The 12,984-nt window shown below is 29.6% G+C and carries 12 protein-coding genes; 10 read left to right on the top strand and 2 right to left on the bottom strand.

The annotated features are described in order from the left end of the window. Position 1 precedes the first annotated feature (1 nt). Positions 2-1,282, bottom strand: a complete 1,281-nt coding sequence (locus AVBRAN12654_RS06760) for a glucose-6-phosphate dehydrogenase (RefSeq protein WP_336614193.1) — start codon at positions 1,280-1,282, stop codon at positions 2-4. A gap of 112 nt (positions 1,283-1,394) precedes the next feature. On the opposite strand from AVBRAN12654_RS06760, the gene edd reads away from it, so the two are divergent. From edd to mscL, 9 genes are all read left to right on the top strand, one after another. After that, on the top strand, positions 1,395-3,191 hold the full coding sequence (gene edd / locus AVBRAN12654_RS06755; RefSeq protein WP_336614192.1) for a phosphogluconate dehydratase: 1,797 nt from the start codon (positions 1,395-1,397) through the stop codon (positions 3,189-3,191). 10 nt (positions 3,192-3,201) lie between these two features. Then, a complete protein-coding gene (locus AVBRAN12654_RS06750; protein WP_336614191.1) occupies positions 3,202-3,828 on the top strand; it encodes a bifunctional 4-hydroxy-2-oxoglutarate aldolase/2-dehydro-3-deoxy-phosphogluconate aldolase in 627 nt (208 codons plus the stop codon). Between the two features lie 270 nt (positions 3,829-4,098). After that, complete coding sequence (locus AVBRAN12654_RS06745; protein ID WP_214117931.1) at positions 4,099-5,196, top strand: hydrogenase small subunit; 1,098 nt, start codon at positions 4,099-4,101, stop codon at positions 5,194-5,196. A gap of 3 nt (positions 5,197-5,199) precedes the next feature. Continuing rightward, positions 5,200-6,906 carry a nickel-dependent hydrogenase large subunit gene (locus AVBRAN12654_RS06740; RefSeq protein ID WP_214120223.1) on the top strand — a complete coding sequence of 569 codons (1,707 nt, stop codon included), beginning with the start codon at positions 5,200-5,202 and terminating at the stop codon, positions 6,904-6,906. A gap of 1 nt (position 6,907) precedes the next feature. Further along, a complete protein-coding gene (gene cybH / locus AVBRAN12654_RS06735; RefSeq protein ID WP_214120222.1) occupies positions 6,908-7,555 on the top strand; it encodes a Ni/Fe-hydrogenase, b-type cytochrome subunit in 648 nt (215 codons plus the stop codon). Beyond that, the gene (locus AVBRAN12654_RS06730) at positions 7,552-8,124 is read left to right on the top strand and encodes a HyaD/HybD family hydrogenase maturation endopeptidase (protein WP_336614190.1); all 573 of its coding nucleotides are present in this window, start codon (positions 7,552-7,554) and stop codon (positions 8,122-8,124) included. The genes cybH and AVBRAN12654_RS06730 overlap by 4 nt, the downstream gene beginning before the upstream one ends. After that, on the top strand, positions 8,114-9,256 hold the full coding sequence (locus AVBRAN12654_RS06725) for a hypothetical protein (RefSeq protein WP_336614189.1): 1,143 nt from the start codon (positions 8,114-8,116) through the stop codon (positions 9,254-9,256). The genes AVBRAN12654_RS06730 and AVBRAN12654_RS06725 overlap by 11 nt, the downstream gene beginning before the upstream one ends. Further along, positions 9,240-11,360: a carbamoyltransferase HypF gene (gene hypF, locus AVBRAN12654_RS06720; protein WP_336614188.1), complete on the top strand. Its 2,121-nt coding sequence runs from the start codon at positions 9,240-9,242 to the stop codon at positions 11,358-11,360. The genes AVBRAN12654_RS06725 and hypF overlap by 17 nt, the downstream gene beginning before the upstream one ends. Before the next feature lie 45 nt (positions 11,361-11,405). Beyond that, positions 11,406-11,813: a large-conductance mechanosensitive channel protein MscL gene (gene mscL, locus AVBRAN12654_RS06715; RefSeq protein WP_214117937.1), complete on the top strand. Its 408-nt coding sequence runs from the start codon at positions 11,406-11,408 to the stop codon at positions 11,811-11,813. Positions 11,814-11,841: 28 nt separating this feature from the next. On the opposite strand, the gene AVBRAN12654_RS06710 is transcribed toward mscL, so the two are convergent. After that, positions 11,842-12,621 (bottom strand): ion transporter, encoded by a 780-nt coding sequence (locus AVBRAN12654_RS06710; RefSeq protein WP_336614187.1) that lies wholly within the window; start codon positions 12,619-12,621, stop codon positions 11,842-11,844. Between the two features lie 45 nt (positions 12,622-12,666). On the opposite strand from AVBRAN12654_RS06710, the gene AVBRAN12654_RS06705 reads away from it, so the two are divergent. Further along, the gene (locus AVBRAN12654_RS06705; RefSeq protein WP_336614186.1) at positions 12,667-12,867 is read left to right on the top strand and encodes a hypothetical protein; all 201 of its coding nucleotides are present in this window, start codon (positions 12,667-12,669) and stop codon (positions 12,865-12,867) included. Positions 12,868-12,984: the final 117 nt, after the last annotated feature.

The raw sequence follows: 12,984 nt of genomic DNA, 5'->3' as shown, positions 1-12,984 counted from the left end.
CTTAGTCCTTAAAAATAATTTCATTTGTGTAGGCTTTGTATTTATGCATTGTAAAATCATCATTATCAATTACATCTTGCACCCATTTCCAAGCACTCTCTAGCTCATCTTTTTCATTAAATGAGCTTAAATCTTTATTAATTACATTTAAAAGTAATCTTTCATAAGGTGGCATTTTTTCAATATCACAAATTCCTATTTCAAATTCTTTAAACTCTTCGGCTATTTTTAAAAGGAATTTGATTTTAGGTTTTGGTTGGATTTCTATATACATTTTTCCACCATTTTTAAAGCCAATATCAAAATATACTTTATTTTCAGCCATTCTTTTGCCTGTTACAAGTTTTATTAAAACGCCTTTGTAGTTTTCTTGATTTGAACTAGTTTTAATTGATACGAAAGTTTCTGTCCTACTATCTTTAGCCACATTTAATTCGTCTAAATAACTTAAGCTATCTTCATTAGCTTCATATTGAGCTTTAATTACATTTTTAAAATCAATTTTTTCAAGTGAGTTAAAAAACTCAAGCTTAGCTTTTCTAATATTAGTTGAATTAATATCAATCATAAATAAAGCTAACATTTGTAACATATGATTTTGTAACATATCTCTTAAAGCACCGCAACTATCATAAAACTCTCCACGACTTTCAACACCTAAACGCTCTAAAACATATAAATTAATGCTTTTTACATAGTCTTTATTAAGCAGTGCATTAAAATGTGGATTTTGTTTTCTAAACTCAAATAATTCTTTAACCATACTTTTACCAAGATAATGATCAATTCTATAAATTTGTTCTTCTTTATAATATTTTGCTACGCTTTCATTGATTGCTCTGCATTCATTTAAGCTCATTCCTAAAGGTTTTTCAAGAACTATTCTAACATTGTCTTTATTCATATTTAATTCGCTTAAATTCTTACAGCAAGTGATGAAAAATTCAGGCGAAATTGAAAAATATATAATAGTATCTTTACCATCTCTTAAATTGTTTTTAAGTTTTTTAAAATCTTCAAGATTATTAATATCTACGCTCTCATAAGATATTTTTTCTAAAAAATCGTTCCATTTTGTAGTATCTTTTAAATGGATTTTTGATTTATCGTTTAATTTTTGCTTAAATTCTTCTAAGCTAAGCTTGCTTCTACCTGTAGCAAGTATTTTAAAATCTTCGTGAAGCAAGTCATTTAAAAAGGCTTCATAAAGTGAAGGAAAAAGTTTTCTAAGAGCTAAATCTCCAGTAGCTCCGAATAATAAAAAATCAAAATTAGTTTTCATAAATAATCCCTAAGTAAAAATAATTTTTTAAATCTTACTAAAAAGGATTTAACATTAATAACATTTATTTATTTATAATAAATCAAATATTTTAAATGAAAGAAGCTTATTTATGACAAATAAAAAATTATTAGAAATCACTGAAAAGATTATAAAAAGAAGTGAAAAAACTAGAAAAGATTATCTTAATTTAATAGATAATGCTAATGAAAAAATCAATCGCTCAAAGCTAGGTTGTGCTAATTTAGCTCACGCTTATGCAGCAATTCCTGAAAGCGTAAGAGAAAAATTAAATAATTCAAATAGCACTCATTTAGCTATTATTTCAAGCTATAACGATGTTTTATCAGCTCACGAACCTTACAAGGATTATCCTTTAAAATTAAAGCAATCTTGTATAAAAGAAGGTGTAAGTGTTCAAGTTGCAAGCTGCACTCCTTCAATGTGTGATGGTATTACTCAAGGCTATGATGGTATGCAACTTAGCCTTTATTCTCGTGATGTAATAGCTATGAGCACAGCGATTGGATTATCTCATAATATTTTTGATGGGGCGTTTTATCTTGGAGTGTGTGATAAGATAGTTCCTGGGCTTTTAATGGGAGCGTTAAGATTTGGGCAATTACCTGCTATGTTTATTCCAAGTGGTCCTATGCCAACAGGACTTAGTAATTCTGATAAAAGTATTGCTAGAGAAAAATATGCTCAAGGACTTATTTCTAAGCAAGATTTATTAAATACTGAAATGAAAATGTATCATAGTTCAGGCACTTGCACCTTTTATGGAACTGCTAATTCAAATCAAGTTATGATTGAATTATTAGGTCTTCATATGCCAAATTCTGCTTTTATTAATCCAAATACAAAGCTAAGAGAAAAAATAATTGATTTTAGTGCTAGACATTTTGCAAAAGGTGTAAAAGATAAAAGTATTTTACCAATAGGCAAAATGATAGATGAAAAAAGTATAGTAAATGCAATAGTAGGGCTTATGGCAACAGGTGGCTCAACCAATCATACTTTACACTTAATTGCAATTGCAAAGGCTGCGGGAATTATTATTAATTGGGACGATTTTAATGATATTTCAAATATTACTCCACTTTTAGCTAAGGTTTATCCTAATGGTAAGGCTGATATAAATGATTTTTATGAAGCGGGTGGATTGTCGTTTGTAATTAATGAATTATTAAATAATGGTGCATTACATGATGATGTAAATACTATAGCAGGATTTGGGCTTAGTAATTATACGAAAGATCCTATCTTAAAAGATGATGAAATTACTTATGAAAAATGCCTTGAAAATAGCAGAAATGCTGAAATAATCACGACTTATGATAAGCCATTTAGCACTACAGGTGGGCTAAAAGTTTTAAGTGGAAATATTGGTCGTTCGGTAATTAAAGTAAGTGCTGTAAGCGATGATAATTTATATATTAAACAAAGAGCAATTGTATTTAATGACCAACTTGAATTAATGGCAGCTTACGAAAAAGGTGAATTAAATAAAAACTTCATAGCAGTTGTAAAATATCAAGGCCCTAAGGCAAATGGTATGCCAGAACTTCATAAACTAATACCACCTTTAGGAGTATTAATGTCTAAAGGATACAAAGTTGCATTAATTACTGATGGAAGAATGAGTGGAGCAAGTGGCAAAGTGCCTGCTGCAATTCATACAAGTCCTGAAGCATTACTTGATGGAAATATTGCTAAGATTAAAGATGGGGATTTAATAGAATTTGATGCAATCAATGGCACTTTAAATGTATTAGAAGATGATTTTTTAACTAGAAATATAAATCATATTGATTTAAGTGCAAATGAATTAGGTAGTGGTAGAGAGCTTTTTGCTGCTTTAAGAAATAATTGTTTAAGCGCCGAAGAAGGCGGAGTAAGTTTTTAAGGAGAAGAATATGAATGCAAGAGAAATTTTAAAAGTAAATCCAGTAATTCCTGTAATTGCTATTGATGATGTAAATGATGCTTTGCCTTTAGCAAAAGCTTTAGTTTCAGGTGGTGTAAGAGTGCTTGAAATAACTTTAAGAACTAATGCAGGACTTAAGGCAATTGAGCTAATTAGCAAAGAAATTCCTGAAGCAATTGTTGGGGCTGGAACGGTTATTAATGCTAAGCAATATAAAGATGTTGTAAATGCTGGTGCAAAGTTTGCAATAAGTCCAGGAATAAATGAAAAATTACTAAGAGAAATTGATTATAAAATACCTTTAATAGCAGGTATTGCAAGTCCTGGAGAGCTAATGCTAGGGCTTGAATATGGTCTTGATACATTTAAATTATTTCCTGCTAGTGTTGTTGGTGGTGTGCCTATGCTAAAAGCTATTTATGGACCATTTAGCGATGTTAGATTTTGCCCTACTGGTGGAATTAGCGAAAGCAATGCTAAAGAATATTTATCACAACCAAATGTGCTTTGCGTTGGTGGTTCTTGGCTTGCACCAAAAGAGCTAATAAAGGCTAAAAATTGGGATGAAATCACGAATATTGCAAGAAAAACTTTAGAGTTAAAAAATACTTTATAAGGCTTTTATTTATAAGTAGGCTTAGTGCGAAAACTAAGCCTATAAAAATTAAATTCTTTACTTAAAAACATTGGCAATACTAGAATTTAAATCAGCATAAACCAATCAAACAAAAACTTTAATAAAATAATATTTTTAAGTTTAAATGTAAGAATTTTATAAGAAATTCAATTATCAAAATTAAATAATTTTAAGATTTATTTTGTCTTTTTTGTAACTTTTAGATTTTAAAAAAATACTATCATTAATAAATTTTTTTAAGGAGAGATTATGCAAATAAATCCTAATAATAAAAAAGATTTAATGCAAATACTAGGCGAACACGGCTTTAGTAGAAGAGATTTTTTGAAATGGTCTAGTGGAATGGCTACTATGCTAGGACTTGGAGCTACTTTTGCACCAAGTATTGCAAATGCTGTTGAAAATAATGCTAGTAACACCCCAGTAATTTGGCTTCATATGGCAGAATGCACAGGCTGTAGTGAGAGTTTATTAAGAAGCGATGCACCTACTATTGATAGTTTGATATTTGATTATTTAAATATTGAATATCACGAAACTGTTATGGCAGCAAGTGGTCATCAAGCTGATGAGAATTTAGAAAACGCTATTAAAAAACACGCAGGAAAATATGTATTATTAGTAGAAGGTGCAGTTCCTGCAGGAAGCTCTAGTTTTTATCTAACTTTAGGTGCTAAAGGGCATACAGGTGAAGAAATAGCAAAAAATGCCTGTGCTAATGCAGCTGCTATTTTAGCAATTGGAACTTGCTCAAGCTTTGGTGGTATTCAAGCAGCAGCACCAAATCCAACAAATGCTGTGCCAATTAGTAAAATCACAAATAAAAGCGTAATTAATGTCCCAGGTTGTCCGCCTAGTGAAAAAAATATCGTAGGTTCAATCTTGCAAATATTATTATTCGGAACAATGCCACTTGATAATTTTAATCGTCCAAAATGGGCATACGAGCATAGAATTCACGATTATTGTGAGCGTAGAGGACATTTTGATGCGGGTGAGTTCGTAGAAAGTTTTGGCGATGAAGGTGCAAAGAAAGGCTATTGTCTTTATAAAGTAGGATGTAAAGGTCCATATACATTTAATAATTGTGCTAAGCAAAGATTTAATCAGCACATAAATTGGCCTATTGGTGCAGGACATGGGTGTATAGGTTGCTCTGAGCCTGATTTTTGGGATAGTATGAGAACTTACGAAGAACCTTTAAAATCACATTTATTTCAAAGTGTATTTAGCGGAATGGGTGCTGATGCTATGAGTGATAAAATAGGCATTGGTGTTTTAACTCTAACAGGAGTAGCAATAGCTGCTCACGCAACAATTTCAGCAATTAAAAAAGACAAGGAATAAAAAATGCAAAAAATAGTAGTAGATCCAATTACAAGAATTGAAGGACATTTAAGAGTAGAAGTAATAGTTGATGATGCAAATGTAGTAACTGATGCTTATGCGGGCTCAACATTATGGCGTGGAATTGAAACTATTGTAAAAGGAAGAGACCCTAGAGATGTTGGCTTTATGACTCAAAGAATTTGTGGAGTTTGCACTTATTCGCATTATAGAGCAGGTATTGAAGCGGCTGAAAATGCTTTAGGTATAGTTCCACCAAAAAATGCAAAACTTACAAGAACATTAATGAATGCAGCTTTATATATGCACGATCATTGTGTGCATTTTTATCAATTACACGGGCTTGATTTTGTTGATGTAGTGAGTGCTTTAAGTGCTGACCCAGCAAAAGCTGAAGCTGAAGCTTTAAAATGGTGTGATAAGCCTTTAGTTTGTGGTGTAGGAGAACTTAAAGCAGTTCAAGAAAAATTAAAAACATTCGTAGATAAAGGAGAATTAGGAATATTTGCGAATGCTTATTGGGGGCATAAAACTTATCGCTTTAGCCCAGAGCAAAACTTAGTAGCGTTAAGCCATTATTTAGAATGCTTAAAAGTGCAAAGAACAGCAGCACAATTAATGGCTATTTTTGGTGCAAAACAACCACACCCACAAAGCTTAACCGTAGGTGGTGTAACTTGCGTTATGGATATACTTGACCCTGCTAGAATTGGCGAGTATAAAACTAAATTCTTAGAAATTAGCGATTTTATTCATCGTGCTTATTTGGCTGATATTAAGATGGCTGCAGCTGTTTATAAAAATGAGCCAAGTGTAATGAATGATGTTGGCGTTGATAATTTTATGTGTGCTGATGAGTTTTATTTAGGAGATGATTATTTATTTAAAGGTGGAATTGTAACTAATATGCTAAGCAATCCTGTATTAGGTGCTATTGATGAGAGCAAAATTACAGAAGAAGCAACAAGGTCTTGGTATAAAAACGATAAAGCATTACACCCTTATGATGGCGAACAAGAGCCAAATTATACAGGTCTAAAAGATGAAAAAACTCTAAATGCTAAAGGCGAATTAGAAGATTCTAAAGTATTTGATATGAATGGAAAATATAGCTGGATTAAAGCTCCAAGATATGATAATTTACCTGTTCAAGTAGGACCACTTGCTACTATAGTTGTAAATTATTTAGCTAAAAATCCAATCGTTACAAAAGAAGTTGACGCTTTATTAGCTGAATTAAATATTGAGCTTAAAGACTTACTTAGCACTTTAGGAAGAACTGCAGCAAGAATGATTGAAGCAAAAATAATAAGCGAACACGCACTTAAAGCTCTTGATAGTTTAGTTGAAAATCTAAAAGTAGATCAAAGCACTTGCGCTCCATATAAAATAGATAATTCTAAAGAATACAAAGGTCGCTTTATAGGTAATGCTCCTAGGGGAATGCTAAGTCATTGGATTAGAATTAAAGATGGTATAGTGCAAAATTATCAAGCAGTAGTTCCATCTACTTGGAACGCAAGTCCAAAAGATGCAAATGGTAAAATGGGAACTTATGAAGCTTGTTTAATTGGTCTAAAGATTGAAGATTTAACCAAGCCACTTGAAATTATTAGAAAAATCCATTCGTATGATCCTTGTATTGCTTGTGCTGTGCATGTATTAGATAAAAAAGGTAATAAGTTAGGCGAATATAAAGTAGGAGTTTGATATGAAACATTATGAGTTTTCAATAGGGCTTAGAGCAACTCATTGGCTAAGAGCATTTGCTATTTTAGCCCTTTGTATAAGTGGCTTTTATATTGCTAGTGTGTTTATTGCACCTGATAAATCAACCGAGCCAAATCTATTTATGCAGGCTAAATTTCGTTTCGTGCATAATGTAGCTGGGTTTGTTTTATTAGCTTGTTTTATTTTTAAACTTTATCTTTTTATATTTGATAAACTTAGCAAAAAAGAAAGAGTTAGTATTAAAGATTGCTTTAGTTTAAGAGTATGGATAGAGCAAATTAAGTTTTATTTGTTTTTAGGAAAACACCCACATTTAAAAGGTGTATATAATCCACTTCAATTTGTGAGTTATTTTTTCTTTTATATTGTTTTAGCATTATTAATAATCACAGGTTTTGTGTTATATATTAATGTTTATCACGAAGGTTTTGCTGGTGCAATAACTCCTTTTGTTAAACCATTTGAAGTAATGTTTGGCGGACTTGCAAATGTTAGGATAATTCATCATATTTTAACTTGGGTTACTATGATTTTTGTTGGTGTTCATATTTATATGGCAGTGTTTAATGCAATTAAAGGTAAAGATGGTGCAATGGACGCTATTTTTAGTGGATATAAATACAAATGAGAGTTTTAGTCCTAGGAATTGGAAATATTTTAATAGGAGATGAAGGAGCTGGAGTTATTTTTCTTGAGTATTTTAGGAAAAATCTAGCTCCTAATATTTATATTAAAGAAGAATTTAAAAATCAAGATTCGCATAAATTAGTATTTTTAGACGGCGGGACAATGGCTATGAATTTAGCTCATATAATTGCTGATTTTGATAAAGTTTATGTGATTGATTGTATAAATGCTGATGATTTAGAAGTGGGCGATGTTGTGTTTTTTGACTATGACAAAGTGCCAAGTAATATAAATTATCAAGGAAGTGCTCACGAACTTGAAATGCAAATGATGCTTAATTTTATGAGTTTAGTAGGCGATTTGCCAATTTGCAAAATCTTAGGCATTGTGCCTAAAAGACTTGAACCTATGAAAATATCTTTAAGCGATGAGGTTAAAAAATCTTTTGCTTTAATGCAAAAATGTCTTTTAGAAGAGCTTAAACAAGATGGATTTTTGTTAGAATTTAAAAATGATTTTAGTATAGAACAAGCGATAGAAAATTATAGGAATTTAAGCAGTGTTAATTAGATATGATTTCAAAATAAAATTAAAAGATTTCGGATTATTTTTATTAAAAATTGCCAAGATAAATAATGTAAATTATAAACTTTATTATGAAGATGATGAGTTTTCTTTAGTTATAGATGATAATGAAGATAAGGTTTTAGCCTTTAATGAATATTTTAAAAAAATACCTTATTTTTTATTTTTAGAAGATTTTAAAATAGAGCTAGAAAATACACAGAAAACAAAAGAATTTGAAATTGAAATTCCAAAATTACCTTTAAACTTATGTGATGAAGTTTTTGATGATTTAGGTTTAAATGAGTTAGATTATACTAAAACAACAAAAAGTGATTTTGTAATAATTGCTAATTATGAATTATTACAAAAGGCTTTTATTTGTGATAAAAATACTCAAATTTTACTTAATGCTTATGAAAAACCATTTGTAAAATTAGCTTTAAAACCACTTTATAAAAAAGCACATAATTTAGGAGATTTTTTATATGTATCATTTGCTAATACTAAAAAGCTTTTTAATGAGTTAAAAAATACAGATGAGCTTTATTTTGTAAAAAAGCCTAAAGATTTATTATTAATAGCTCCTTTTGCTGATACATTTTGTGTAATTAATAATCCGTATTCAAATCAATTATCAACTGCTTTTAATATTGATAAATTAAGCTTTAATGTCCCTAAAAATAAAGATGAATTAATAAAATTATTACTTAGCTTAGAACAAGGCGAAAAATTATTAAAAAATTATCAAGAAAAGTTCATTTTAAATGAGTTTAGTTTAGAAAATAAAAATATATTTTCATTAATAAAATTAGCAGATATTTTGTTAGATTCTGATATTTTAAAAGTAGTGCCAAATACTTATACAAAGGGAGTTAGAATTGATTGTGAGATTAATGAAGATGGCTTAAATGTAGCTAAGTTTATCTCATCAATTATGAGCTTTAGATTAGCAAACGCAGCTTTAATAGAAGTTGGTGTTTTTGAAGCACTTGTTTTAATGATAGGAAAACTTAACGAAAACGAGCGTGAGATTTGCTCAAAGCTTATGAATTATCAGAGTTTTTTAAATTACAATGCGTTTTTAAACAAGCAATTTAAGTTCAGTAAATGGGCTAATTGTGAGTGTTTTAATTAAGCTTAGTGGCAGGGTGCAAGGAGTTGGATTTCGCCCTGAAGTTTGCAAATTAGCCAAAGCAAAAAAGCTAAATGGCTATATCTTAAATGATACTTTAGGAGTTAGCTTAGCACTTGATTGTGATGAAAAAATAGCAAAAGTTTTTATAAAAGACTTAAAACAAATTCTTAAAAAAAATCGTCCATTAGCAAGTATAGAAAAAGTAAAAATAATTAAAACAAATGAAACTTATAATGATTTTGTTATTAAAAAACCAAGCAAAGATAAGCATAATCTAGCAGTAATTTTGCCTGATTTCGCCCCTTGTAAGGATTGTATAAAAGAGCTTAATAATCCTAAATTAAAAAGAAGATTTAATCACGCTTTTATAAATTGCACTAATTGCGGCACTAGATTTAGTGTAATTTCTAAAATCCCTTACGATAGAACAAATACTTCTATGAGTGTTTTTAAAATGTGTAAAAATTGCGATAGTGAATATAATAATCTTAATGATAGGAGATTTTACGCAGAGCCTATTGCTTGTAATGATTGTGGGGCTAAGCTTAATTTTGATTTAGCAAAGGCTGTTAAATATCTAAAAGCTGGAAAAATAGTAGCTTTAAAAGGTGTTGGTGGGTTTAATTTATTATGCAATGCTAATGATTTTAATGCGGTAAATAAATTAAGAATGCTAAAAAATAGAGCTTTAAAACCACTTGCAATAATGGTTAAAGATATAAAAATGGCGAAAAAATATGCTAGTTTTACTAAGTTTGAAGAGCGTATTTTAAAGAGCAAAGAGCGACCTATATTGTTACTAAAAAGCCTTAATCAGAGTGCTTTTAATATACATTTTGATTTTAAAAATATCGGAGTATTTTTGCCAAGTGCTCCAATATTTCATATATTATTTAAAGAGCTTGATTTTGCAATAGTAGCTACAAGTGCAAACAAAAGTGGCGAGATGATTTATTCTAAAAAAAGTGATTTTAAGATTTTAAAACCTGATTTAATAATAAATCATAATAGAAAAATAATTAACAAAATTGATGATAGTGTAGGGCAAGTTGTAGCCAATAAATACCATCATTTAAGAAGTGCTAGGGGCTTTAGACCTTTTTATTACGAGCATAAAATTAAAAAAAATATAAATATCCTAGCTCTTGGAATGGAAGAAAAAAACGAGTTTTTAATATACATAAATGGGTTTTGTATTAATTCGCCTTATATTGGGGATTTAAAGGATATTAGTGTTTATAAACATTTTGTAAAAACTCTAAGATTTTTTGTGAAAAATTATAAGATTAAATTTGATTATGTTTTGTGTGATTTACACCCACATTTTATTCATAGCGAAAAAATAACAAAAGAATTTGAAATAGGAATTAGTAAAAATACAAAGATTATAAAAATCTACCATCACGCAGCCCATGCGATGAGTATTGGACTAAGAAATATTAGAGCCTTTTGTTTTGATGGCACAGGATATAAAAATAATCATCATATAAGTGGTGGCGAAGTGCTAGATATTACTAAAAACACTATAAATACAGCTTTTTGTTTTGATGAGTTTAAGCTAGTTAATGTAAAAAATAATGAACTATTAGCTTATAGTATTTTAAAAAAATACGAAATCCCGTGTGAAACTAATCTAAATTATGATATAGCATTGCAAAATTGCACTATAAATACTAGCTCATTAGGTAGAATTATTGATGCTTTTGCCTTTTTAGTTTTAGGGATTAAGAAAAATGAATTTGAAGCACATTCAGGAATGCTTATTGAGAGTTTTTATGATGAAAATATCAAAGATATTTACAAAATTGAGTTTAAAAATAATAAGATTATTTATAAGGATATTTTTGCAACTTGCTTAAATGAAAGCAAGGTTTTAGCTTGTTCAAAATTCATTAATACCATTGTTTATATTGTTAAGTTTTTAAGTCCTAATAAAAAAGCGATTTTAAGTGGCGGGGTGTTTTGTAATAAAAGCATTTTAAATCTTTTGCTAAATGATAAAGAATATAAATTCTATACTCCAAAAAACGAAGCGATAAACGATGGCTGCATAGCTTTAGGGCAGTTAAACTATTTCTTAAACAATATGGAATTTAAGGATTAATTTATTATTTATTGTTAAAATCTCGCCTTTTTTCAAGGAGAGAATATGAAAATATTACAAGAATTTAAAACATTTGCAATGCGTGGAAATGTTGTAGATTTAGCTGTGGGTGTGGTTATAGGAACTGCTTTTGGTAAGATTGTAAGCTCACTTGTGGCTGATATTATTATGCCTATTGTTGGAGTTTTAACAGGCGGAGTTGATTTTAGTGATTTAAAATTGGTTATTAAAGAAGGTGCTAAAGAAGCTGAAAATGTAACCGTTAATTATGGTTTATTTATTCAAAATATAGTTGATTTTTTAATCATTGCGTTTTCAATTTTCGTTGTTGTAAAGCTAATCAATAAGCTTAAAAAAGCAGAAAAAGAAGAAGAAAAACCAGCTCCTGCTCCAGCTCCAAGCGAAGATATAGTACTGCTAACAGAAATCAGAGATTTATTAAAAAATAAATAATCTTAAGCTAATCTTAATGATTAGCTTTTTATATTTTATTTTCTTCATTTTTCTTTTTAATTTCATCTATGCTATTTACAATTATTGCGATGATTAGGTTCATTATAATAAAGGTACAAATTAGTATAAAAGATACAAAAATCACCCAAGCATAAGGATAAAATCCCATAGCTTCTTTTACGATAGCAGAACCTCCATCAAGCGTCATAATGGTAAAAAGAGTAAAAAAGCAATCCCCTAAAGTACCAAAATGCTCATTCATACTAGTAGCAAATAGACTACAACAAAGCACCCCATAAATGTAGTAAAACAGTAGCAAAAGCATAACAATACTAATGATTTGTGGTACAGCAAAAAGCATAGTAGAGTATACAAATCTCATAGATGGCACCACACGAAGAAGCCTTAACACTCTAAACACCCTAAACGCTCTAAGCACCACAAAATCATAGCTTATATAAGCACTAATAATCACTATAAACAAATCATAAATATTCCAACCCTTTTCACTACTTGTAAAAAAACTCAGCCTAAAAGCATAAAGCTTTAAAATACTTTCAACGATAAAAATCCAAAGACATATCATATTTACACAATAAAAAAAGCTAGAAAACTTCTCACTAAACTCACTTGAAGTTGCAAATCCTAGCGTGATAGAGTTAAAGACTATTATTAGGATGATGCCTAGTTTGTAAGTCTGTGAACGGAAAAAATTTTGAAATAATTTTTGCGTAAAAGTCCTTTGAAAAAATTTTTTGTATTTTAATATATTTAAAAGACATAGTGTGTTTTTTGCTGATGGTATCATTTCAATACTTGTTTAAAACAAGAAATTATTTTTTAAGGAGATGTTATGGGATACATTTGTTCTTATTGTGGATATAAAAATCCTAGTGCTTATGGTGGAAGTTGCAGTTATAGTCCAAGTAAAACTCATATTTATATAAATGAGAGTTCTAGTAGGTGTATTTGTTGTTTTTGTGGATTAGTAAGCTCACAAGCTGCTGGTAATTCTTGCAATAAAAGTCCGTATAAAAATCACGAGTATATGTAATGTCTAAATGCAAATATTGTGGTTCTAGTAGTTATGGTGGATGTAGTTATAGCCCACATGGAAAACACGAACATTGTTAAAATTTAAATTTCGTATGTTTTAAAACATACGAAATTA

Origin of the sequence: Campylobacter sp. RM12654 (assembly GCF_020137585.1) — a bacterium.
Classification (GTDB): domain Bacteria; phylum Campylobacterota; class Campylobacteria; order Campylobacterales; family Campylobacteraceae; genus Campylobacter_E.
This window is presented reverse-complemented; position numbering and strand designations above follow the sequence as displayed.